The organism is Arthrobacter sp. 05T423 (assembly GCF_056396245.1).
This window is the reverse complement of the sequence record NZ_JBFTLC010000005.1, coordinates 17,651-39,933: the sequence shown is the minus strand read 5'-3', so window position 1 is coordinate 39,933 and position 22,283 is coordinate 17,651. Positions and strand designations below refer to the sequence as shown.

Genomic DNA, 22,283 nt, shown 5'->3' with positions numbered 1-22,283 from the left:
TTTCGGGAGACGAGGTAGCGGTGCAGTGCGACCGGCACCGGGGGAAGTGCACGTGGGCGACAAAAACGGCGGCGGGCCGGCCCCGAAGAGCCGGCCCGCCGCCGTCGTAATTCAACCCTTAGTTCACTGCACCGGTGAACTTCTCACCGGGACCCTTGCCCGGAGGATCCGGAATGATGGACTCTTCGCGGAACGCGAGCTGCAGGGACCGCAGGCCGTCGCGCAACGGGCCGGCATGCTGCGAGCCGATCTCCGGGGCGGCCGCCGTGACCAGGCCGGCGAGGGCGGTGATGAGCTTGCGGGCCTCGTCCAGGTCCTTCAGCTCTGCGGCGTTCTCCTCAGCGGCCAGACCCAGCTTTACGGCGGAGGCGCTCATGAGGTGCACAGCGGCCGTGGTGATGACCTCGATCGCGGGAACTTCGGAGATGTCGCGGATTTGCTGCGTGACGTCGTCCCCGGCGCCGGGCGCCTGGTAGACGTGTGAATTGCTGTCTGGAGTGCTCATACTGGTAAGCTTGTCACAGACCGACTGGATGTCGTTATTTTGCCGTGTATGAGACCCACTGCCGCGAACGTGCGGTGAGCGGGTATCGTTCTGTAGAATTGATATTCAGTTTGCAAGCGGAGTTCTCTCCCACCCGCGTCAGCCGTTTTCCCTGGAAGCTTCAGGGAAGCAAGGTTGCCGGGTAACGGTCGGGCGTTTCACCGGGCAGGAGCCTGGGGAATGCGTGCAGTCCCTCGCGGGATGTGCACATCCGATCTTCGAGGCCTTCGATTGCTCCGGCAATTGGGGGCCTTCTCTATTTTGCCGGTGGAACACCCATAACAAACACAGGAGCTTTAACATTAGCGAGCCAAGAATCAATGAGCGTATCCGCGTCCCTGAGGTGCGGCTGGTCGGTCCTGCCGGCGAACAGGTAGGAATCGTCCGTATTGAGGATGCCCTGCGTCTGGCTGCCGAGTCCGACCTGGATCTCGTTGAAGTTGCACCGCAGGCCAAGCCTCCGGTGTGCAAGCTGATGGACTTCGGCAAGTACAAGTACGAAGCCGCAGTTAAGGCCCGTGAAGCCCGGAAGAACCAGACCAACACGGTTCTGAAGGAAATTCGGTTCCGCCTGAAGATTGACACCCACGACTACGAGACGAAGCGCGGTCACGCCCTGCGCTTCCTCGGAGCCGGGGACAAGGTTAAGGCCATGATCCAGTTCCGTGGCCGTGAGCAGCAGCGTCCCGAAATGGGCCTGCGCCTGCTTCAGCGTTTCGCGGAAGACGTCGGTGAGGTCGGTGTTGTGGAGTCCAGCCCCCGCATCGACGGCCGCAACATGGTCATGGTCATCGGTCCGCTGAAGAACAAGGCGGAGGCCAAGGCAGAAGCGCGCCGTGCAACCCAGCGTGCTGAAGCCAAGGCCCAGAACGAAGCCAAGGCTGCCGGCCGTGTGGACACCTCCGGTGACGATCAGGCACCCCTGACGCAGTCGCTTGCCGACCTTCTGCCGGAAGGCTTCCAGGTTTCCACGGAGGCCGCCGCTGACGAGGCGCCGGCAGCGCAGGAAGCTACGGCAACAGCTGAGGCAGCTGCGCCGGAAGCCGCCGTCGAAGCGCCCTCGGTTCCGGTCGAAGCGGCTCCGGCTGCCGAGACCCCCGCCGCGGAAGCACCCAAGGTTGCCGATGCACCCAAGGCCGCGGAAGCACCCAAGGTTGCGGAAGCGCCCAAGGCCGCCAAGGAGGCTGAGGCGCCCCGCGCAGCAGCCCCGAAGGCAGCCCCCGCTGCTCCCAGGGCGGCAGCGCCCGCAGCACCGAAGGCGGCAGCACCTGCTGAGCCGAAGGCTCCTGTGGCTGAGTCGCCTGCTCCGGCAGCGCCGAAGCCTGCAGCTGCCCCGGCCCCGCCCAAGCCGGTGGCGAGGCCCGCCGCGCCGAAGCCTGTTGCACGACCCGCAGCGCCCCGGCCCACGCCCAAGCCGGCGGGCAAGAAGACTACCTAGTTCGAAACTGCGGAAGGCATCGCCTTCAGTCAGCCAGCAACCAGCACGCCGCCCGCAGGGGCGGCTGCACGATAGAACTGCGGACATTGTCCGCGGATACGTAAGGAGATCGGTTCCCATGCCGAAGATGAAAACCCACAGTGGTGCTAAGAAGCGCTTCAAGCTGACCGGCAGCGGCAAGCTGCGCCGCCAGCAGGCCAACCGCCGCCACTACCTGGAGCACAAGTCCAGCCGCCTGACCCGCCGCCTCGCCGGCGACAAGATCGTCTTCAAGGGCGACGCCAAGGTCATCCGGAAGATGCTCGGCATCTAATTTCAAGCACTCTGACTGACTGCCACCTGGCACCAGTCAACTACCAATAAGCCTTCTCAGGCCGGCCGGTTACCGGCAGTAGTCGCTTGGGATCAGATTTTTGAAGGAGTACGCACGTGGCACGTGTGAAGCGGGCGGTAAACGCCCACAAGAAGCGCCGGGTTATCCTCGAACGCGCCAAAGGTTACCGTGGACAGCGCTCACGCCTGTACCGCAAAGCCAAAGAGCAGCTGCTGCACTCGTTTGTGTACAGCTACGGCGACCGCAAGAAGAAGAAGGGCGACTTCCGCCGCCTGTGGATCCAGCGCATCAACGCTGCATCCCGCGCCAACGGCCTGACCTACAACCGCCTGATCCAGGGCCTGAAGGCCGCTGAGGTCGAGGTTGACCGCCGCATGCTGGCCGAGCTCGCCGTTTCCGACGCCAACGCCTTCGCTGCGCTGGTCCAGGTTGCCAAGGACTCCCTGCCGGCTGACACTTCCGCTCCGGCCGCCAACGCCGAGGCTGCACCGAAGGCCAAGGCTACCCGCGCACGTGCTGCGAAGAAGCCGGCTGCTGCAGCTGCTGAGTAAGCAGGCAGCTCCCAGTTCAAGGACCGGTGGCAACAGCCACTAAGGTTTCTTATATGAACCAAACCGGGCGCCCGCAAGACTTTCCACTCTCCAATCCCCGATCAGATCGGGTCCGGGACGTGGCAAAGCTTGCAGGGCGCCCGGTCCGTTTAAAGCGCCGGCAGTTCCTTGCCGAAGGCCCGCAGGCGGTTCGTGAGGCCTTGGTACTCCACGGTCAGCGGATCGCGGCCGGCCAGCCGGGCATCGTCCGCGAGGTGTACGCCAGCGAGGCATGCCTGGACCGTTACCCGGAGTTCGAGGAACTGGCCGTGGGAACCAGTGCCCGGCTCGCGACGGACGACGTCCTCGCCGCCATGGCGGACACGGTCACCCCGCAGGGGATCGTCGCGGTGTGTGATTTCGTGGACGTCGCCTTGGCGGACGTGCTCGACGCCGGGCCCCGGCTGATTGCCGTGCTCTGCCAGGTCCGCGATCCCGGCAATGCCGGAACCGTGCTTAGGGCCGCAGATGCCGCGGGTGCCGATGCCGTGGTCCTGACCGGCTCCAGCGTGGACATTTACAACCCCAAAGCTGTCCGCTCGACCGCCGGTTCCCTCTTCCACCTGCCGGTGGTCCTGGGCGCCGACGTCAATGAGTTTGCGGCGCAGTGCAAGGCTCGCGGGATCGGAGTGCTCGCGGCGGACGGCTACGGGCAGCTGAACCTGGACCGCCTGCAGGACGAGAACGCCGCACGCCGGCTTGGCGCCTCGGCAGCGGGCTCGGATTACGCCCTGGAAAACCCCACCGCCTGGCTGTTCGGGAATGAGGCCCAGGGTCTCTCCGAGGACGAGCTGGCGCTTGCCGACCATCGCGTGGCGGTGCCCGTATATGGCGCCGCCGAGAGCCTGAACCTGGGAACGGCCGCCACTGTCTGCCTCTACGCCAGTGCGAGGTCCCAGCAGTCCGCCTAGCCGGGAGTTTTTGTGCAGATATCGGCCGGAAAAGGCCCTCTTAGTCGCGATATCTGGACAAAAACTCCGATACAAGAAGGAGCGGGGGTCCACCGTCCGGTGGACCCCCGCTCCTGTCTTTATTGTCTGTTATGAGCCTGGACGTTTTGAGGTCCAGTGCCTGTGAGCCAGGCCGGTTATGGCGCCCGGGTGGTCCGGTTGCGGCCGGTGATGGCGCCGTAGATACCTGCGACCACGAGGCCGCCGATGATGGCGAGGATCCAGGTGCCAAGGTCGAAGAACGCCAGGTCACCCTTGCCGAAGAGAAGGCTGCCGATCCAGCCGCCGACGATGGCGCCAACGACGCCCAGAACCAGGCTGGTGACCCAGCCGCCGCCTACCCTGCCGGGCATGACAGCCTTAACAATTGCGCCTACGATCAGGCCGAGAATAATCCAAGCAAGAAAACCCATTGTCTGCTCCTTCATATTCGTCGGGATCGATTCTTATCAGTCCCGATATGGCTTCAAGCTAACACAGGGCGTGTTTCTTTGTCAGCAGGCTTAGTTTTGGCTTTTAGTGGCGCCCGGAGGCGGTGTGCGGTGTCTGTCCGGGGCCGGACGGGTACGGTATTTACTAGGCGGCGGTTGCATCCCGCCCTGTCCCATCTGTCGTAATACCCACATGAAGAGGTGAGCCTTCCTTGGCTGCAAATGGCGGTACCAAGGCGATTGTCGCGGCGCTGGCCGCCAACCTGACCATCGCCGTCCTGAAGTTCGTCGCGTTCTTGCTGACGAGCTCCTCATCGATGCTGGCTGAGGCCATCCACTCTGTCGCCGACTCCGGCAACCAGGTCCTGCTGCTGGTCGGCGGGAAGCGAGCCCAGCGGGCAGCCAGCCCGGAACACCCCTTCGGCTACGGGCGCGAGCGATATATCTACGCCTTCATCGTTTCCATCGTGCTCTTCAGCGTCGGCGGACTCTTCGCCCTGTATGAAGGGTGGGAAAAAATTCTGCACCCGCACGGAATCGAAGGTGACTTCTGGTGGGTTCCCCTGGCTGTTCTGGTGGGTGCCGTCATCGCTGAGGGATTCTCGTTCCGGACGGCCATCACCGAAGCCAATCACATCCGCGGCAGCCAGGGTTGGGTCAGCTTTGTGCGCACCGCCAAGCAGCCCGAGCTTCCGGTGATCCTGCTCGAGGACTTCGGTGCTCTGCTGGGCCTGCTCTTCGCCCTGTTCGGTGTGGGGCTGACCCTGCTGACCGGTGACGGGATCTGGGACGGCATCGGGACCGGGATGATCGGTTTGCTGCTGGTGGCGATTGCCGTGATCCTGGCGATGGAAACCAAGTCGCTGCTGCTGGGGGAGTCGGCAACCAAGGACGACGTCGGACGCATCCGGAGTGCCATCGAAGCGGACGGAACCGCCATCATTCACCTCAAGACCCTGCACCTGGGCCCGGAGGAGCTGCTGGTGGCCGCCAAGATCAGCGTGGAGGCCGGTGACTCGGGGCTGGATATTGCCAAGTCCATCGACGACGCCGAAGCCCGGATCCGCTCGGCGGTTCCCATTGCGCGGGTCATCTACCTGGAGCCGGACATCCGACGTGCGCAGGTGGCCAGCGGCCCCGCCCTTGCGGGCGACTCAGGAGCCTAGGTGTTGCCCCGGGCCGCCGGCCCAGCGCCTATTTGAGCCGCTGGCTACAAGTGCAATTTTGAGCCGCTGGCTCCGTGACTGCTGTTACGGGGCCAGCGGCTTCTTGCGTTCCAGCAGCCCGCTCAGCAGCGCAACCATCAGGCCGAGAATGGCCAGGACCGCACCCACGAGGGCGGGCGCAACGTAGCCCCAGCCCCAGGCAATCACCAAGCCGCCCAGGAAGGCGCCCAGGGCGTTGGCAACGTTAAGTGCGGCGTGGTTGAGCGAGGATGCCAGCGACGGCGCATCAGGGGAAGCGTCCAGCAGCCGGGTTTGGAGAGCGGGGACGAGCATGGACCCGGCGCCGCCCACCACGAACACCATGACGAACGCAGACCATGGCCAGTGCACGGCCACGGCATACACCACCAGTGCGACGGCGATTGCGGGCAGGACGCGGTAGATGGTCCCCATCACGGACTTGTCCGCGATCCGGCCGCCGACAATATTGCCGGCCACCATTCCCAGGCCGTACAGGGCCACCACGAACGGCAGCAGGGTGGCGGGAATCCCGGCCACGGAAGTCATGGTGTGGGAGATGTAGGTGTATGTTGCGAAGAACCCGCCGAAACCCACGATGCCAATGAGGATCGCCAGCCAGACCTGGGCCCGCCTGAGTGCGCCCAGCTCCCTGCGGATGCTCGCGTCCGCGTGCGCCTTCTGGAACGGCACGAATTTCCAGATGAGTGCCAGGGTTACCAGTCCCAGTGCTCCCACCAGGACAAAGAGCAGCCGCCAGCCATAGGTCTGGCCGAGCCACGTGGCGAAGGGAACACCGACTACGTTGGCGACCGTAAGCCCGGCCATCACCATGGAGATGGCCCAGCCACGCTTCGTCGGCGCCACCAGGGAAGCGGCGATCACGGCGGCCACACCAAAGAACGCGCCGTGCGGCAGCCCGGCAGCGAACCGGGAGACCAGCATGCTTGCGTAGTCGGGAGCAAGGAACGAGGACAGGTTGGCGACGCTGAAGAACAGCATGAGGCCCAGCGCGAGGAACTTGCGCGGCAGCTTCGCCCCGACGGCGGCGAGCACGGGAGCTCCGACGACGACGCCCAGGGCGTAAGCCGAGATAAGATGGCCGGCTTCGGGAGTGCTGATCCGGAGTCCGATTTCGACCTCCCTGAGCAGGCCCATCATGGCGAACTCGGTGACCCCGATGCCAAAGCCGCCCATGGCCAGGGCCAAGATGGCGGGGCCGATGTGCGTTGCGGTCTTGGGCGCGCGGGGAGCTTGGACAGTGGAAGTCATGTGCCTGCTTTTCGAAGGGAGTTGCGGAGTCGGCCTCGTTGCCACTGATAAGTCCGATTTTAACAAGCTTCGCGGCGGGATGGATATTCCTGCCCCGGAGGTCGGCCCGCCCTCGCGAGCCCGTGCCCTCGCGAGCCCGGCCCTCATTAGCCCGCGTCCTTGTAAGCCCGGGCCTCATAGACTGGACCGGTGACTGAACTGATCAACGTCGTCGGCGGCGCCGTCCTCGACTCACTGTCCGCTCCCGCCCGGCTCCTTGTGGCACGCCGCACGGCGCCGCCGCAGTTTGCCGGCATGTGGGAATTTCCGGGCGGGAAAGTGGAACCGGGGGAGGCCCCCGAAAGCGCGCTGCACCGGGAGCTCCGGGAGGAACTCGGCATCGCCGTGGTCCTCGGAACCGAACTGGAAGCACCGGAGCCCGCTGGGTGGCCGCTGAATGACCGGGCCGCGATGCGGGTCTGGTTCGCGGAAGTTGCCGACGGCGAACCTCGGCCGCTCGAGGACCACGATGAACTCCGCTGGATCAGCATCCGAAATGGTGACGACGCTCTCAGGCTGCCCTGGATTCCCGCGGACCTGCCAATTGTCCGGGCGCTGCTCGCCATCGTTGCCGCGCCGAGCCGTGCGGACTCCGTCGCCGGAAATTAACGCGACCCTTCGTTGGTGACGGTGTGGATTTCTGGTGCGCGGCCAGGTTGCGGAGATCAGAACAGCGTGGGCTGGGACGTCTGGGCTGCGCTGCGCTGGCCATGCTGCCCCGCCCGTTGCTGCCCTGAACCCAGCTGCCATGCCCGGTGCTGCGGAAGGCTTCCCTCGGGGTAGGCGGCTTCCTCGCCGCGCGGATCGTCGGCCAGCGTGTGGGCGGCCCGTGCATCGCCGCCCTGGTGATCGTCGACGTCCCGGTGGCTGAACCCATGCGATCCGGCGAAGCCGTGCCGGGCTTTGAAGAAGCGGATCCTGCCGGCGAGCCAGATGCGGTATTCCTTGGAAGCGTACGAGCCTGTGCCGTACAGCCTGCGGTAGCGCCCCGCCAGTTCAGGGTGCCGGGCAGTGATCCATTGCATGAACCATTCCCGCGTGCCGGGCTTCAAATACAGCGCACCGGCCGTGACTCCGGTGGCACCCGCGGCCGCCAGCGAGGCGAACAGGGAGTCCAGTGCCTCGTCGCTGTCGGAGAGCCACGGCAGGATGGGCATGGCCATCACACCGCAGGGCAGCCCCGCTTCCCTGAGCCTGGAAACGAGCTTGAGCCGCGCCCGCGGGCCGGGTGTGCCGGGTTCGATCGCCTCGGAAAGCTGTTCGTCCGTCATGGCGAGCGAGATGCCGATGCCCACCGGCACCTGCGCAGCGGCACGCTTCAGGAGCGGAACGTCACGGGCCAGCAAAGTCCCCTTGGTCAGGATGGACAGCGGCGTGCCGGAATCGGCCAGCGCACCGATGATGCCGGGCATCAGCCGGTACCGTCCCTCCGCGCGCTGGTAGGGGTCGGTGTTCGTGCCAAGAGCCACATGCTGCCGGTTCCAGGAGGGCTTGGCCAGCTCCTTGCGCAGCACCTCGGCCGCGTTGATCTTCACCACAACCTGGCTGTCGAAGTCGAGTCCGGCGTCGAAGTCCAGGTAGGTGTGGCTCTTGCGGGCGAAACAGTAGACGCACGCGTGGCTGCAGCCCCGGTAAGGGTTCACAGTCCATTCGAATGGCATCCGGGAGCCGGCTGGCACCTTGTTGAGCACCGATTTGGCGGTGACCTCATGAAAGGTGACACCGGCGAACTCGGGGGTGGACACCGAGCGCACCAGGCCGGCCAGGGGTACTAGCGGCGCGGTTCCGGGCATTTCGTCCTGTGCCGGTCTGAGTGCCTGCGCGTCCCATCTCATGCTCTCCATTCGAAGGTATGTTCGAACTAAAGTCAAGCGCTGCCGGCGGCGTTTCCCGGAGACTGGCGACTACGCTTGCACCATGATTCTGCTCACCGGCTTTGAACCTTTCGGGGGCCAGTCAACCAATCCGTCCTGGGCCGCAGCCGAGTCCGCCCGGGACCTGCTCCGCGGCGAGGGGCTGGCCGTGGAGGCGCTGGAACTGCCGTGTGTGTTCGGCGCGGCGGCCAATGTGCTGCTGAGTGCCCTCGAGGACCCGGAGCCGGAACTCGTGGTGTGTATCGGGCAGGCCGGAGGCCGCGGGCGGGTGTCGCTGGAAAGGGTTGCCATCAACTGCGATGATGCGCCGGTTCCGGACAACGCCGGGAACCAGCCCGTGGACCGGGAGGTGGTGCCGGGCGGGCCCGCCGCGTATTTCACCTCGTTGCCGGTGAAGTCAGCCCTTCGTGCCGTGGAAGTGGCCGGTGTGCCCGCCGAAGTCTCGCAGTCGGCGGGCACGTATGTCTGCAATCACATCTTCTACACGCTCATGCACGAGCTCGCCCGCCGGCCGGCCGTCCGCGGCGGTTTCGTCCACGTGCCGTTCGCCCCGGACCAGGTAGCGCAGGGGAGCGGTGACCCGTCACTGCCGCTGGCATCAATGGCGGAGGCGATCGCCGTCGCCGTTCGAACTTCGCTTACCAGGGCAGCCGACGTCGCGCTCGCGGCCGGCAGCATCCACTAGTGCGCCTGCAGTTAGCCGAGTTCATCCGGTGGGGTGCGGTTCAGCCGGCGCGGGAGCCCAGCTCCCACTCATCAGCTCCCACTCAACCGTGACGCTGGTGCTGACGCTGGATGAGCCGGCCTCCACCGTCATGGAGTCGGCGGCGAGGGCCCGCTGCAGCCCGCCCACCGGAACGGGCGCCGACGGTACGGGGTGCTGGCGGACGGAGACCACCTCGCCAAGCTCGGCACCCGCAAGCCCGGCGAGCTGCGCCGCTGCGGCCCGGGCGTCGGACCATGCCGCCTCGCGGGCCAGCGACATGACGGCCGCGGTGTCTGCGAAGCCGAGGTGCACCCCGTCCAGGCGGACGTCGTTGCCGCCTGCTTTCACGGCTGCCGCGATGATGTCGGAGCCCGCGGCAGGATTCCGGAGCCGCACACTGAGGATGCTGGATGCCACATAGCCGGTGACCTGCTGCCCCCGGCCCTCCTGCCAGACTACGTCGGCGCGGACGTTCAGCCCTGAGGTGCTGATGTCGGGGTTTTGCACTCCTTTGCCACGAAGTGCGCCACTGACGGCGGCGGACGCCGCGCCGGCGGCGGCGTAGGCATCACCTGCGCTGTCCCGCCGGCATTCCACTCCCAGCGAGAGCGTCAGCAGGTCAGGGGCGGCCTCGGCGGTTCCCGATCCCGTGACAGTGACGGTCCGGGCACCCGCCCGGCTGGCCGGCTCACCCACGTCCTCGCCTCCGGTCCGCGTAGCCTCCGGCCTCCAGGCCGGCGTGCCGCTCGAATGGATTTCCCGACGCCGGATCCCCGTACCGCAGCGCCGACCAGGCAGCAGCCGCGAAGTAGAAGAGCAGGAACGGCAGGCCCAGGGACCAGGCGTACTGGGTGCAGTGCCGCTCCTCGTGGCCCAGGAGCGTTCGGTTTGCCAGGGCGGCATCCGCGCCCGCGCGGAAGATGACCACGTTGCCCACCGTGAAGGCCCCCGCCAGCGGAAGCCGCCAGCGGTATCCTGTGGCGACAATCAGCCCGCGGGGACCGCGGAAAGTCCGGGTGCCGGCCAGCCCGGCGAGCACCAGCCCCAGCGGCGTGGAGGCGTTCAACACGTTTGCGAGCCGTCTCAGGCGCTGTCCTTGCGTGAGGGGGCCCGGCGACAGGGAGCTTAGCTTTGTGGGGCCTTGCATCATCCGGCGAAAGATCAGGGGGCCTTGCTTCATTTGGCCATGCTAGCCTCCGGCGGCCGTGCAAATACAGGCGCCCCCCGCAGCCGGCCGCTGTCCATCAGTCGGGCTGTCCATCAGTCGGGCAGTCAATCAGTCCGGCTGTCAATTAGGCCGGCGCTGTCAATTAGACTGGGAACAGTGCCTGCCGGCCACCCGCCGGCGAGCCTGCCCTTGTCTTTGGGGGCGTCTTTTCTATTGACGTCCTCGGATGACTTCATGCAATGACGTGCCAGCGACGGACGCGCTGCCTGGGAAACCGGCGCGGCTGCACCGCCCGCTGGCACCACCCGACTCGTAGCTAAGAACAGTAGATGACTGAAACTTTGCCGGGCGCCGCCGTCCCGAACCCTCTGGATGAAGCCGCCATCAACGCCGCCGTGGACCAGGCCGTCGCCGCCATTGCCGGCGCCACCACCCTCGATGAACTCAAGGCAGTCCGCCTGGCCCAAACCGGTGAGAAGTCACCGCTCAGCCTGGCTAACCGCGAGATCGGCCGCCTGCCCAAGGACCAGAAGGCCGCTGCGGGCAAGCTGATGGGGTCATCGCGGGGACGTGTTAACAAGGCGCTCGCGGACCGCACCGCCGAGCTCGAAGCGGAGAATGACGCCCGCATCCTTGTGGAGGAAACCGTGGATGTCACGGCAGCGCCCCGCCGCCGCCGGGCCGGCGCCCGGCACCCGCTGTCCACGCTGCAGGACCGCGTCGCGGACATCTTCGTGGGCATGGGCTGGGAAATCGCCGAAGGCCCCGAGGTGGAATCCGAATGGTTCAACTTCGACGCACTGAACTTCAAGCCGGACCACCCGGCCCGCGAAATGCAGGACACGTTCTTCGTGGAGCCGCCCGAAGCCCACCTGCTGATGCGCACGCACACCTCGCCGGTGCAGGTCCGGTCCATGCTGGAGCGGGAGCTGCCCATTTACGTGCTGTGCCCCGGCAAGGTGTTCCGCACCGATGAACTCGATGCCACCCACACCCCTGTTTTCCACCAGTTCGAGGGCCTGGCCATCGACAGGAAGCTCAGCATGGCTGACCTCCGCGGAACGCTGGAGCACTTCGCCCGCCAGATGTTCGGTGACGAAGCCCAGATCCGGCTGCGCCCCAACTACTTCCCGTTCACCGAGCCCTCAGCCGAGCTGGACATCTTCCACCCCGGCGCCAAGGGCGGGCCCCGCTGGATCGAATGGGGTGGCTGCGGCATGGTCAACCCCAACGTCCTGCGGGCCGCCGGCATCGATCCGGACGTCTATTCAGGCTTTGCCTTCGGCATGGGCATCGAGCGGACGCTCATGTTCCGCAATGAGGTCGGCGACATGCGCGACATGATCGAGGGCGATGTACGTTTCAGCGAGCACTTCGGGATGGAGATCTAACAGTGCGTATCCCACTTTCCTGGCTGCGTGAATTCGCGCAGGTACCGGCCGGAGCCACGGCCGAAGACGTCATGGCCGAACTGGTCAAGGTCGGTTTTGAGGAAGAAGCAGTCCACCGCCCCACGGACGCCCTGCGGGGACCCGTCGTGGTGGGCCAGGTCCTGAGCCTGGTCAAGGAGCCGCAGTCCAACGGCAAGACCATCAACTGGTGCCAGGTGCGCGTTGTCCCCGAGGGGCAGGAGCAGACCCTCACCGCCAAGGGCATTGATCCGTCCGGCGTGCAGGGCATTGTGTGCGGTGCACACAACTTTGTCGAGGGCGACAAGGTGGTGGTCACCCTTCCGGGCGCCGTCCTGCCCGGTGACTTCCACATCTCGGCACGCAAGACCTACGGCCACCTGTCCGCGGGCATGATTGCCTCCGTCCGCGAACTGGGTATCGGCGAGGACCACGACGGCATCCTGGTGCTCTCCCGGATCGGCCTGGACCCCGAGATCGGGACCGACGCCATGGAGCTCCTGGGTCTCTACGACGAGGCCGCCGAAATCAACGTGACCCCGGACCGCGGCTATGCGTTCTCGCTCCGCGGGGTGGCCCGCGAATATGCCCACGCCACAGGCACGGAATTCACCGATCCCGCCTCCAAGGTCAGCGCTCCCGCTGTCCTCTCCGGCGGTTACGGCGTCAAGATCAACGACGACGCGCCCATCTACGGCAAGCCGGGCTGCGACCGCTTCGTGGCGCGTACCGTCCGCGGTGTGGACGCCACCAGGCCCACGCCGCCGTGGATGACCGCCAGGCTTAGGTTGGCCGGCATTCGGTCCATCTCCCTGCCGGTGGACATCTCGAACTACGTGATGCTCGAACTCGGCCAGCCGCTGCACTTCTACGACCAGGACAAGCTGTCCGGCGACATCGTGGTGCGGCGTGCGGTGTCGGGGGAGAAGCTGACCACCCTCGACGGCAAGGAGCGCTCGCTCGACCCCGAGGACCTGCTGATCACTGACGCTTCCGGCCCCATCGGCGTCGCCGGCGTCATGGGCGGGGCGTCCACCGAGGTCTCCGACACCACCACGGCTGTCCTGATCGAGGCAGCGCACTTCGAGGAAGTTTCCATTGCCCGCTCGCGCCGGCGCCACAAGCTCCCCTCCGAGGCCTCCAAGCGTTTCGAACGGGGCGTGGACTGGCAGGTCGCCAACATCGCGGCCCAGCGCGCCGTCGATCTCCTCGTGGAACTGGCCGGCGGGACGGCGGATGAGTCCGGCACCGACGTCGGCACCGCGCCCGATCCGGTGACCATCGCACTGCCCGGGGAATTCCCCGCCGCACGGATCGGCATCGACTTCACCGAAGAACAGATCGTCACGTCCCTTGAGGACCTAGGCGCTGTCCTCGAAAAGACCGACGCCGGCTGGACCGTCACGGCTCCGAGTTGGCGGAACGACCTGGAAACCAAGGAGGACCTCTCCGAGGAGGTGGCCCGCCTGGTGGGCTACGACCAGATCCCCGCGACCCTGCCGGTGGCACCTCCCGGCCGCGGCCTGACCCGCGTTCAGCAGCAGCGCCGCCGCCTGGTCCAGGCCCTGGCGGACGCCGGCCTGACCGAGGTCCTGGCCTACCCCTTCGTGTCGAAAGCCGCCAACGAGACGTTTGGCGTGGCCGAGGAGGGCGCACCCCGGACCGCGGTCAAGCTTGCCAACCCGATCAGCGAGGAACAGGGATACCTGCGCACGTCGGTGCTGCCGGGCCTGCTGGAGGTCGCCAAGCGCAACCATTCCCGCGGCTTCCGCGACCTCGCCGTCTTCGAGGCCGGCATGGTGTTCCTGCCCGGTGACTCGCTAGGTACGCCGTCCATTCCGCCGCTGGGCGTCAAGCCCTCCGATGAGGTGCTGGATGCGCTGTACGACGGCGTCCCAGACCAGCCGCTGCACGTCGCCGTGGTCCTGACCGGCCATGATTCGCCTGCCGCCGCCGGCCACGCCCCGCGGCTCTGGGACTGGGCGGACGCGGTGGACATCGCCCGCCTGGCCGGTGACGTCCTTGGTGTGGAGCTTGTGGTCACCCAGGGCCGTCACCAGGCCTTCCACCCGGGCCGCGCCGCGCAGCTTTCGCTGCGCTCCGGCGAGCTGGTGGGATACTGCGGTGAGCTGCACCCCAAGCTCCTGGCCGCGCACGACGTTCCGGCGCGGTCCGTCGCGCTGGAACTGAACGCGGATGCCCTCTTCGAGGCGGCGGCCGACGTCGTGGTGGCCCGCCACATCTCCACCTTCCCGGTGGCCACGCAGGACGTGGCGCTCGTGGTGCCGCAGGACGTCCCCGCCGACGACGTGCTGGCCGCGCTGCGTGAGGGCGCCGGCGAGCTGCTCGAGGACGTGGCCCTGTTCGACGTGTACGCGGGACAGGGGATCGAGGACGGCAAGAAGTCCCTCGCCTTCGGCCTGCGTTTCCGCGCCACGGACCGGACGCTGACCGCTGACGAGGCGTCGGAGGCGCGGGAGCACGCCGTCGCCGCGGCAGCCGAGCGGTTTGGTGCCGTCCAGCGGTAGCTGCGCAGCAAACTGAAAAGAAAAGACCACGCCTTCGGGCGTGGTCTTTTCTTTTTTGCCGGAAAACTAACGGCTGGAAACGAGTCAAGGCAGCGGCGGCAGGGCCTCTTCGTACAGCCACGGATGCAGCAGCGATTCCGAGTCCAATCCCGTGACGCGGTCGGCCGTCAGGATGAACTCGGGCGTGGACACGGAACTATGGGCCCTGCTCCGTGTCCATTCCTGCAGCAGCGCGAAGAAGGCGAGGTCGCCGCAGCGGCGGCGCAGGGCGTGCAGGGCCAGCGCGCCGCGCTTGTAGACCCTGTCGTCGAACATGAGTTCGGGGCCGGGATCACCCACCAGGATGTCCTGGGCACCGGCGTTGAGCCGCTGCCAGGCCGCACGCGCCCGCTCGTTGGTGGGCATCACGCCGGCCTCCTCGGACCAGATCCACTCCGCGTAGCAGGCGAATCCCTCGTGCAGCCAGATGTCGTTCCATGTGCCGAGCGTCAGCGAGTTGCCGAACCACTGGTGGGCCAGTTCATGGGCGATCAGGCGCTGCGACTCCCACCCGGTGTCCAGGTGGTTGGCGCCGAGGATGGACAGCGACTGGGCCTCAAGCGGGATTTCCAGCTCGTCGGCGGTGACCACCACGGTGTATTCCGCAAACGGATACGGGCCGAAGCGGCTGACGAATGTGCTCATCATGGCTTCCTGCCGGGCGAGCGCTGTCTCCGCCCGGGTGGCCAGCTGGGCCGGTGCCGCAACGAACTGGGGCACTCCGCCCGAGTCCGGCAGGCTCGCCAGCCCGTACCGGCCGATCTGGACCGTGGCCAGGTACGTCGCCATCGGTTCACGCTGCTCGTAGACCCAGGTCTGGCGGCTTGACCTTACGGCCTGCCCCACCAGGAGGCCGTTGCACACAGCCCGGTAGCCGGCGTCGGTGGTGACGGCTATCCGGTAGCTGGCTTTGTTCCGCGGGTGGTCGTTGCACGGGAACCAGGACGGCGCGCCGTTGGGCTGTCCGGCCACGAGGACGCCTTCGGTGAGTTCCTCCCAGCCCACCTCGCCCCAGAGCCCCCGCCGGGGCCGCGGGTTTCCGTCGTACCGGATGTCGAGGCTGAATTCGGACCCGGCTTCGAGGGGCTGCTCGCAGTGCACCACCAGCTGTTCCGCCCGTTGCGTGAACTTCCGCACGCGGGTGCCGTTGAGCTGCACCTTGAGGGCCCTGAGACCGGTCATATCAAGCACGACGGCGGCTGTGCGGCGCGCTGCCACGGCAGCCAGGACCGCGCGGCCGGTCAGCCGGTTGCTGGCCAGTTTGTAGTCCAGCTCCAGTTCGTAGTGGAGGACGCGGTAGGCGTCCGTTCCGTGGCCCGGGACGTAGGGATCGCCGGTGGCCGGCGCGCCGGCGGAGAGGACGGCGGCGGGGCCGGGCGATTCTCCGGTGCTCATTCTGAAAGTGCCTTTCAAGGTACGGGGTCTTCGTTTCGGGCGGTCCTGGTTTCAGGGTTTTCTATTTGAGACGCGGCGCGGGGACGCCGGGCCCGGTCCAGGGGCTCACCGGATTGCCCATCCAGTAGGTCCCGGCCGGAACTGTCTCGCCCCGCATCACCAGGGACGCCGGACCAACGGTCCCGCCCTTGCCAATCCTCGCCTGCGGCAGAATGACGCCGTGCGGGCCCATCGTCGCCCCGTCTTCGAGCGTAACAGCGTCGATGCTCATGACGCGGTCGTGGAAAAGGTGGGTCTGGACAACGCAGCCGCGGTTGACCGTGGAGCTGGCGCCGAGCGTCACCAGGTCCGCCTCGGGCAGCCAGTAACTTTCACACCAGGTGCCGCGGCCGATCCTGGCACCGAGGGCGCGCAGCCACCACACGAGGGCAGGTGTCCCGCTGGCCGACCGGGCGAACCATGGCGCAGTGACCATTTCGATGAAGGTGTCTACCACCTCGTTGCGCCAGATGAAGGAGCTCCACAGCGGGTGTTCGCCGGCCTTGATCCGGCCCACGAGCAGCCACTTGGCGGCCACCGAGGAGCCTGCCGCCACCCCGCCGGCGAGCAGCAGGACCACGCCCCCGAGTGCAGCGGCGGCCGCGTAGCCAAGGGAGGCTGCGATCCAGTCAAAGGCCAGCATCACGGCGAGGGCCAGGCCGACCGTGAGCGCCACCGGCACAAACCGGCACAGCTCCCAGAGGGTCCTGGCCACCTTGAGCCTCGCCGGCGGCTGGAAGGTGCGGGTGCTGTCCGATGCCACCGCGGTGCGCCGCAGCCGGACGGGCGGGCTGCCCAGCCAAGAGGAGCCGGACTTGGCCTTGCCGGGCGTGGCGGACAGGACCGCGACGAGGGAGTTCTTGGGCACGCTGCGCCCCGCCGCGGTCATGCCGGAGTTGCCCAGGAAGGAGCGCTTTCCGATTTTGGCCGGCGCAATCCTGATCCATCCTCCGCCGAGCTCGTACGGGGCCACCATGGTGTCGTCGGCCAGGAAGGCACCCTCACCCACCGTGGTCATGGACGGCAGCAGCAGGACCGTGGAGGCTTCCACATTCTTTCCCACCTTTGCCCCCAGGAGCCGCAGCCAGACTGGGGTGAACAGGCTCGCATAAATCGGGAACAGCAGGTCACGGGCCATGTCGAGCACCCGCTCCGTGGCCCACACCTGCCAGCCGACGCGGCTGCGGACCCGGTAGTAGCCCTCCTGCAGGCCGATTCCCAGCAGCCGGGTGGTGCCCAGGATCAGCAGCAAATTGATGAGGAACCATGTCAGGGCGGCGAGCGGCAGCGACGCCAGCACCTGCGGCCAGGCAGTGAGCAGCGACCCGCTGCCCCTGATGAACAGGTAGACCACCAGGGCAGCGGCCACCCCGGCCGCGTACGGAATCAGCGCGAGGACGGCGGACGCGGCTGCGAAGGCCGTGAACCAGAGTCTGCCAAGGAACGAACTGACCTGCTGCCCCTCCGGCCACTCGTGCCTGGCCTTTCCCCGGCGTTCTGCGGGGGACCCGGCCACCACCTGGCCCGACTTGACCTTTCCCAGGACCGCCGAGCCCGGTTCCACCTGGCCCCCGGCGCCGATGCTGGCACCGGGCATGAGGGTGCTGCGGGCCCCCACGGTGGCCTCCGCCCCGACGTGGACGTGTCCGATGCGGACGAGGTCGCCGTCGATCCACCACCCGGACAGGTCCACTTCGGGCTCGATGTTGCAGCCGCGGCCCAAGGTAAGGAAGCCCGTCACCGGGGGCAGCGAGTGCAAATGGACGTCGCGTCCCACCTTGGCGCCGAGGGCCCGTGCGTAGTAGGGCACCCACGGTGCACTGGCGAGGCTAATGGCGCCGGAGAGGTCCTGGATCTGTTCGGCCAGCCACAGGCGCAGGTGAACCTTGCCGGACCGCGGGTAGGTTCCGGGCTGCAGACTGCGCAGCAGGAGGCGGGCGGCGGCAACCGAGATGGCCATCCTTCCCGCCGGGCTCACAAAGACCAGCCAGGACGCGGCCACCCACCACCACGACACCGTGGGCGCGGCCGTGAACCCCGCAAACGCGAACAGGACGTTGTTGGCGGCCATCAGGTAAGTCAGCCAGCGCATGCCCGCCAGAATATGCAACGGGATGCCCATGAGGGTCTGGAAGACCTGTGACTTCAGTGCCGTGGGGCGGACGGGCCGTTCCGGGGCAGGGCCTCCGGAGACGCCGTCGGGCAGTGACTGGCGGGCCGCCTCGATCAAAGCTCCGATGCGCGGGGTGGCGTAAATGTCAGCGACGGTAATAGTGGGGTAGCGGAGCCGCAGGGCGGAGACGAGCTGGGCGGCTGCCAGCGAACCGCCGCCGTGCGCGAAGAAGTCCGCGTCGAGGCCGGCGACGCTGCTGCCCAGGACGGCCTCCCACTGGTCAGCGATCCACTGCGAATCCTCCGGCAGGTTCAGCGGTGCGGCATCCGCGTCCGCGGCGCCGGCACCCGGCAGGGGCCATGGGAGCGCGTGCCGGTCGACTTTCCCGCTGGTCTTGGTGGGCAGGGTCTCGACGACGGTCAGCATCGGGATGAGTGGCGCCGGCAGCGTGGCGGACAGCAGTTCACGGAACGCGGCAAGGTCCAAGGAAGGACGGTCCGGTGTGGGGTCTGTTCCGCCGGCATGAGCCAGGTAACCCACGAGGACCTGATTGCCGGCCGCCGTGGTGCGAACCGCGGCGGCGGCGCCTGCAATACCCGGAAGGGACTGCAGGGCGGCGTCGATCTCGCCCAGTTCGATCCGGCGTCCGCCGAGCTTGACCTGTTCGTCGGCGCGTCCCATAAAGATCAGGCCGGCGTTTTCGAAGCGGACCAGGTCGCCGGAGCGGTAGGCGCGTTCCCAGCCCAGCGAGGGCATGGGCGCATACTTCTCCGCGTCCTTCGCAGGATCGAGGTAGCGGGCCAGCCCGACGCCGCCGATGATGAGCTCGCCGACTTCGCCCTCGGTGACCGGGACGCCGTCCGGGCCCACCACGGCCAGGTCCCAGCCGTCCAGGGGGAGTCCGATCCTGACCGGACCGGTACCGCCCAGGGGTGCGGCACACGCCACGACCGTCGCCTCGGTGGGTCCGTAGGTGTTCCAGACCTCGCGGCCGTCCACGGCGAGGCGCTCGGCCAGCTCCGGCGGGCAGGCCTCACCGCCGAAGATCAGCAGGCGCACGTTCTCGAGGGCCTCGGCCGGCCACAGCGCCGCAAGCGTGGGGACCGTGGAGACCACGGTGATGCCGTGGCTGATCAGCCACGGGCCGAGGTCCATGCCGGTGCGGACCAGGGCCCGCGGGGCAGGCACCAGGCAGGCGCCATGGCGCCAGGCCAGCCACATCTCTTCACACGACGCGTCGAAGGCCACCGAAAGGCCGGCGAGGACGCGGTCCTGCCGCCCCACCGGCTCGGCCTGCAGGAAGATCCGGGCCTCCGCGTCCACAAACGCGGCCGCAGACCGGTGCCGCACGGCCACGCCCTTGGGTGTTCCGGTGGAGCCGGACGTGAAGATGACCCAGGCGTCGTCGTCGGGCGTAGCCGGGCGCGGGGCAGGGAAGGGGCGTGGATGCTTGTTGTCCGTGACGATCTCCCCGTTGGCGCGCAGGATGGCGGCCACCCGGGCCTCGCCGAACACCAGTTTGGTCCGTTCGTCAGGGTCGTCCGCATCCACCGGCACGTAGGCGCCGCCGATCAGCAGGATGGCAAGGATCGCGATGTAGAGCTCGTTGGTGCCCGACGGGATCCGGACCCCGATCTTGTCGCCCGCTCCGAGGCCTGCCTGGTGCAGCCGCCGGCCCTCGGCCTTGACCTCGGCGAGGAGCTGGGCGTAGCTCAGGGACCTGCGGCTATCGTCGAGCGCGGAAGCGTCGGGAAAGCGCGCGGCGGTGTCGGCCAGGACGTCCACCAGCGTCCGCTCCGGCGGGGTGGCAGCAGCGCCCGGGAATTGCGCTGCGTGCAGCATGGCCGCCGCCGGCGTGCCGGTGGCCGAGGGTGCTGTGGCGTCGATGGTTTGCGGAAGCGGCTCAGTCACGGCTGGATTCTTTCGCAGCAAGATGAACGGAAGGTGACATCGTTTCCCCTCTGTTCATCAGGGGCTGCCTTCTTAGGGGCCGGCGTTACAGACCGGCGTTACGGGACCAGCAGGACCTTGCCCGTGGTGCGCCGGCCCTCGAGGTCCTCGTGCGCCCGGCGGGCCTCGGCCAGCGGGTAGGTGGCGCCAACGCGGACGTTGAGGCTGCCGTCGGCCGCGGCGCCGAAGATTTCCGTGGAGCGCCAGAGCCGTTCCTGCGGGTTGCCGAGGAAGTGGGCCAGGGAAGGGCGCGTCAGGGTCAGCGAGCCGCCGGCATTGAGCCGCTGCGGGTCCACCGGCGGAACGGGTCCGGACGCCGCGCCGAAGAGTACGAGCGAACCGCGGGTGCGCAGGCTGGCCAGCGAGTCGTCGAACGTGTCCTTTCCCACGCCGTCGTACGCCACATTCACGCCGGCGCCGTGGGTCAGGTCCCGGACGGCGTCGAGGAAGCCGTCGTAGCGCAGCACCTCGTCGGCGCCGGCACCCCGGGCCAGGGATTCCTTCTCATCAGTGGAAACGGTGGTGATGACGCGGGCGCCGCGGGCTTTCAGGAGCTGGATCAGCAGCAGTCCCACCCCGCCGGCGCCGGCGTGGACCAGCACGTTGTGCCCGGGCTCAACGCGGAACGACGAGTTGATCAGGTAATGCGCCGTCATGCCCTGGAGGGGGAGCGCCGCGGCGGTGTGATCGTCCACGCCGTCCGGCACGGGCAGGGCCTTTGCGGAGTCCAGCACGATGTACCCGGCGTAGCACGCGGTTCCCTCGGCCGTGGCTACCCGGCTTCCCACCGTGTAGTCCTCCACGCCCGCGCCGACTTCCTCGACGACGCCGGCCGCTTCGGATCCGGGGGTGAAGGGGTAGGCCACCTTGTAGGTGCCGCTGCGCTGGTACGTATCAATGAAGTTGACGCCCGTTGCCGCTACCTTCACCAGCAGCTGGCCGGGTCCGGGGACAGGGCGGTCGATCTCCGTGAAGTCCAGGACCTCCGGTCCGCCCGGCTGCCGGGCGACGATGGCGTGCGTCATGGAATTTCTCCTTTTCCGGGCCGGGACCTCCGGCACCCTTCCTCAACTCATCCTAGGGACACGAGCGGTACAGGCGAAGTCGGGGCAGCCGGTCAGTATCGCCGGGAGACCGCAGCCATGGGGCATTCGAAGCGGCGTCCCGCCGCGAGTCCCACCTCATTGAGGTAACGGACAACGATCCCGAATGACGCGGCCAGCGTGGTCTCGGTAAGGGGAATGCCCTGTGCGTCGCAGTGCTGGCGCACAATCGCGGTTGCCTTATGCAGCTGGGGCCGGGCCATGTCCGGGAAGAGGTGATGCTCCACTTGGCGGTTCAGGCCGCCGAGCAGGATATCCATGTACCGGCCGCCGGAGATGTTGCGTGATGTGAGGACCTGGCGGGTAAGGAAGTCAACGCGGCTGTCTGCCGGAAGGACCGGCATGCCCTTGTGGTTGGGTGCAAAGGACGCACCCATGTAGAAGCCGAAAACAGCGAGCTGCACGCCGATGAAGGCGGCAGCCATGCCCAGCGGCAGGAAGGTGAAGGCCAGGGCGGGTAGGCTGCCGAGGCGGACAAGCAGGATGGGAAGCTCTACCCAGCGGTGCGTGACCTTGGCCCGGCGGAGGACGAACTTCACCGAATCGATCTGAAGCCCCAGGCCCACCAGGAACAGCAGCGGGAAGAAGAACCAGCCCTGCTTGCGGGTCAGGAAAGCGAACCTGCCCTGCCGGTCGGCCACCGCTTCAGTGTGGAAGGCGATGGGACCGGGGGCGATGTCCGGGTCCTTGGAGATCACGTTCGGGTGGTTGTGGTGCGCACCGTGCTTCTGCTCCCACCAGGAGTAGCTCATGCCGGCTACGGAGGTGGCCAGGATGCGGGCGGTCCAGTCGTTGGCCCGACGGGAGGCGAAAATCTGCCGGTGCCCGGCCTCATGGGCCAGGAAGCTCAGCTGGGTGCAGAGGATGCCCACCGCGGCAGCGATCAGGAGTTGGAACCAGCTGTCGCCGATCAGCGCGAAACCGAACCAGGCCGCGGTCATCAGGAGAACCAGGCTGGAAAACAGGGTGATGTAGAAACCCACACGGCGCTCGAGCAGCCCGGCTGCCTTGACGCTCTTAAGGAGTTCGGAATAGCTCTGCACAACGGCGTTTGGTTGCCGGACGCGCGTCTGCGGGCGCTCCGAAGTGGTGGTGGGGGTCATGGACGCGGCGCCTCGTAACTGTTACGGGCAACGCTGCAGCCGACATTCGGACCGCACGGTCAAGCTCACCCTTC

At 67.4% G+C, this 22,283-nt stretch carries 19 protein-coding genes; 9 read left to right on the top strand and 10 right to left on the bottom strand.

Annotated elements, in window-relative coordinates; genetic code table 11:
- Nucleotides 1–118: 118 nt before the first annotated feature.
- On the bottom strand, nt 119–505 hold the full coding sequence (locus AC1DFE_RS05840; RefSeq protein WP_003798723.1) for a DUF1844 domain-containing protein: 387 nt from the start codon (nt 503–505) through the stop codon (nt 119–121).
- Nucleotides 506–887: 382 nt separating this feature from the next.
- Between AC1DFE_RS05840 and infC the strand changes: the two genes are divergently transcribed.
- From infC to AC1DFE_RS05820, 4 genes are all read left to right on the top strand, one after another.
- Nucleotides 888–1,982 (top strand): translation initiation factor IF-3, encoded by a 1,095-nt coding sequence (infC, locus tag AC1DFE_RS05835; protein WP_476904965.1) that lies wholly within the window; start codon nt 888–890, stop codon nt 1,980–1,982.
- 118 nt (nt 1,983–2,100) lie between these two features.
- Nucleotides 2,101–2,295 carry a 50S ribosomal protein L35 gene (gene rpmI / locus AC1DFE_RS05830; protein ID WP_009358635.1) on the top strand — a complete coding sequence of 65 codons (195 nt, stop codon included), beginning with the start codon at nt 2,101–2,103 and terminating at the stop codon, nt 2,293–2,295.
- Nucleotides 2,296–2,411: 116 nt separating this feature from the next.
- Nucleotides 2,412–2,867, top strand: a complete 456-nt coding sequence (gene rplT / locus AC1DFE_RS05825; RefSeq protein ID WP_476904964.1) for a 50S ribosomal protein L20 — start codon at nt 2,412–2,414, stop codon at nt 2,865–2,867.
- Between the two features lie 53 nt (nt 2,868–2,920).
- Nucleotides 2,921–3,817: a TrmH family RNA methyltransferase gene (locus AC1DFE_RS05820; protein ID WP_476904963.1), complete on the top strand. Its 897-nt coding sequence runs from the start codon at nt 2,921–2,923 to the stop codon at nt 3,815–3,817.
- 176 nt (nt 3,818–3,993) lie between these two features.
- Here AC1DFE_RS05820 and AC1DFE_RS05815 read toward each other — a convergent pair whose 3' ends face one another.
- Nucleotides 3,994–4,269: a GlsB/YeaQ/YmgE family stress response membrane protein gene (locus tag AC1DFE_RS05815; protein WP_076798106.1), complete on the bottom strand. Its 276-nt coding sequence runs from the start codon at nt 4,267–4,269 to the stop codon at nt 3,994–3,996.
- A gap of 230 nt (nt 4,270–4,499) precedes the next feature.
- On the opposite strand from AC1DFE_RS05815, the gene AC1DFE_RS05810 reads away from it, so the two are divergent.
- Nucleotides 4,500–5,453, top strand: coding sequence for a cation diffusion facilitator family transporter (locus AC1DFE_RS05810; protein ID WP_476904962.1), 954 nt, complete (start codon nt 4,500–4,502; stop codon nt 5,451–5,453).
- A gap of 84 nt (nt 5,454–5,537) precedes the next feature.
- Here AC1DFE_RS05810 and AC1DFE_RS05805 read toward each other — a convergent pair whose 3' ends face one another.
- The gene (locus AC1DFE_RS05805) at nt 5,538–6,743 is read right to left on the bottom strand and encodes an MFS transporter (RefSeq protein ID WP_476904961.1); all 1,206 of its coding nucleotides are present in this window, start codon (nt 6,741–6,743) and stop codon (nt 5,538–5,540) included.
- Between the two features lie 189 nt (nt 6,744–6,932).
- Between AC1DFE_RS05805 and AC1DFE_RS05800 the strand changes: the two genes are divergently transcribed.
- Nucleotides 6,933–7,391: a (deoxy)nucleoside triphosphate pyrophosphohydrolase gene (locus AC1DFE_RS05800; RefSeq protein ID WP_476904960.1), complete on the top strand. Its 459-nt coding sequence runs from the start codon at nt 6,933–6,935 to the stop codon at nt 7,389–7,391.
- Between the two features lie 56 nt (nt 7,392–7,447).
- Here the strand turns inward: AC1DFE_RS05800 and AC1DFE_RS05795 are convergent, their stop codons facing one another.
- Nucleotides 7,448–8,617 (bottom strand): Rv2578c family radical SAM protein, encoded by a 1,170-nt coding sequence (locus tag AC1DFE_RS05795; protein WP_476904959.1) that lies wholly within the window; start codon nt 8,615–8,617, stop codon nt 7,448–7,450.
- 82 nt (nt 8,618–8,699) lie between these two features.
- Between AC1DFE_RS05795 and pcp the strand changes: the two genes are divergently transcribed.
- Entirely contained in the window at nt 8,700–9,341 is a 642-nt protein-coding gene (gene pcp, locus AC1DFE_RS05790; protein ID WP_476904958.1) for a pyroglutamyl-peptidase I, read from the top strand.
- Nucleotides 9,342–9,362: 21 nt separating this feature from the next.
- On the opposite strand, the gene AC1DFE_RS05785 is transcribed toward pcp, so the two are convergent.
- Complete coding sequence (locus AC1DFE_RS05785; RefSeq protein ID WP_476904957.1) at nt 9,363–10,058, bottom strand: SIMPL domain-containing protein; 696 nt, start codon at nt 10,056–10,058, stop codon at nt 9,363–9,365.
- A complete protein-coding gene (locus AC1DFE_RS05780; protein ID WP_476904956.1) occupies nt 10,051–10,431 on the bottom strand; it encodes an eCIS core domain-containing protein in 381 nt (126 codons plus the stop codon). The genes AC1DFE_RS05785 and AC1DFE_RS05780 overlap by 8 nt, the downstream gene beginning before the upstream one ends.
- Nucleotides 10,432–10,859: 428 nt before the next feature.
- Here AC1DFE_RS05780 and pheS point away from each other — a divergent pair, with 428 nt between their 5' ends.
- Together pheS and pheT are read left to right on the top strand one after the other, a co-directional pair.
- On the top strand, nt 10,860–11,921 hold the full coding sequence (gene pheS, locus AC1DFE_RS05775) for a phenylalanine--tRNA ligase subunit alpha (RefSeq protein ID WP_476904955.1): 1,062 nt from the start codon (nt 10,860–10,862) through the stop codon (nt 11,919–11,921).
- 2 nt (nt 11,922–11,923) lie between these two features.
- Nucleotides 11,924–14,467 (top strand): phenylalanine--tRNA ligase subunit beta, encoded by a 2,544-nt coding sequence (gene pheT, locus AC1DFE_RS05770; RefSeq protein WP_476904954.1) that lies wholly within the window; start codon nt 11,924–11,926, stop codon nt 14,465–14,467.
- Between the two features lie 84 nt (nt 14,468–14,551).
- On the opposite strand, the gene AC1DFE_RS05765 is transcribed toward pheT, so the two are convergent.
- The 4 genes from AC1DFE_RS05765 to AC1DFE_RS05750 form a co-directional block, all read right to left on the bottom strand.
- Nucleotides 14,552–15,901, bottom strand: a complete 1,350-nt coding sequence (locus AC1DFE_RS05765) for a M1 family metallopeptidase (RefSeq protein WP_476904953.1) — start codon at nt 15,899–15,901, stop codon at nt 14,552–14,554.
- Nucleotides 15,902–15,962: 61 nt separating this feature from the next.
- The gene (locus AC1DFE_RS05760; RefSeq protein ID WP_476905151.1) at nt 15,963–19,895 is read right to left on the bottom strand and encodes a Pls/PosA family non-ribosomal peptide synthetase; all 3,933 of its coding nucleotides are present in this window, start codon (nt 19,893–19,895) and stop codon (nt 15,963–15,965) included.
- Between the two features lie 167 nt (nt 19,896–20,062).
- Nucleotides 20,063–21,028 (bottom strand): quinone oxidoreductase family protein, encoded by a 966-nt coding sequence (locus AC1DFE_RS05755; RefSeq protein ID WP_476904952.1) that lies wholly within the window; start codon nt 21,026–21,028, stop codon nt 20,063–20,065.
- A 92-nt stretch (nt 21,029–21,120) separates the two neighbouring features.
- A complete protein-coding gene (locus AC1DFE_RS05750) occupies nt 21,121–22,209 on the bottom strand; it encodes a fatty acid desaturase family protein (protein WP_476904951.1) in 1,089 nt (362 codons plus the stop codon).
- Nucleotides 22,210–22,283 lie beyond the last annotated feature (74 nt).

Bases quoted from the DNA above. Each gene is read 5' to 3' on its own strand.
- AC1DFE_RS05840 (WP_003798723.1), bottom strand. From the start codon at position 505: ATGAGCACTCCAGACAGCAATTCACACGTCTACCAGGCGCCCGGCGCC.
- rpmI (WP_009358635.1), top strand. From the start codon at position 2,101: ATGCCGAAGATGAAAACCCACAGTGGTGCTAAGAAGCGCTTCAAGCTG.
- AC1DFE_RS05820 (WP_476904963.1), top strand. From the start codon at position 2,921: ATGAACCAAACCGGGCGCCCGCAAGACTTTCCACTCTCCAATCCCCGA.
- AC1DFE_RS05815 (WP_076798106.1), bottom strand. From the start codon at position 4,269: ATGGGTTTTCTTGCTTGGATTATTCTCGGCCTGATCGTAGGCGCAATT.
- AC1DFE_RS05805 (WP_476904961.1), bottom strand. From the start codon at position 6,743: ATGACTTCCACTGTCCAAGCTCCCCGCGCGCCCAAGACCGCAACGCAC.
- AC1DFE_RS05795 (WP_476904959.1), bottom strand. From the start codon at position 8,617: ATGAGATGGGACGCGCAGGCACTCAGACCGGCACAGGACGAAATGCCC.
- pcp (WP_476904958.1), top strand. From the start codon at position 8,700: ATGATTCTGCTCACCGGCTTTGAACCTTTCGGGGGCCAGTCAACCAAT.
- pheS (WP_476904955.1), top strand. From the start codon at position 10,860: ATGACTGAAACTTTGCCGGGCGCCGCCGTCCCGAACCCTCTGGATGAA.
- AC1DFE_RS05765 (WP_476904953.1), bottom strand. From the start codon at position 15,901: ATGAGCACCGGAGAATCGCCCGGCCCCGCCGCCGTCCTCTCCGCCGGC.
- AC1DFE_RS05760 (WP_476905151.1), bottom strand. From the start codon at position 19,895: ATGCTGCACGCAGCGCAATTCCCGGGCGCTGCTGCCACCCCGCCGGAG.
- AC1DFE_RS05755 (WP_476904952.1), bottom strand. From the start codon at position 21,028: ATGACGCACGCCATCGTCGCCCGGCAGCCGGGCGGACCGGAGGTCCTG.
- AC1DFE_RS05750 (WP_476904951.1), bottom strand. From the start codon at position 22,209: ATGACCCCCACCACCACTTCGGAGCGCCCGCAGACGCGCGTCCGGCAA.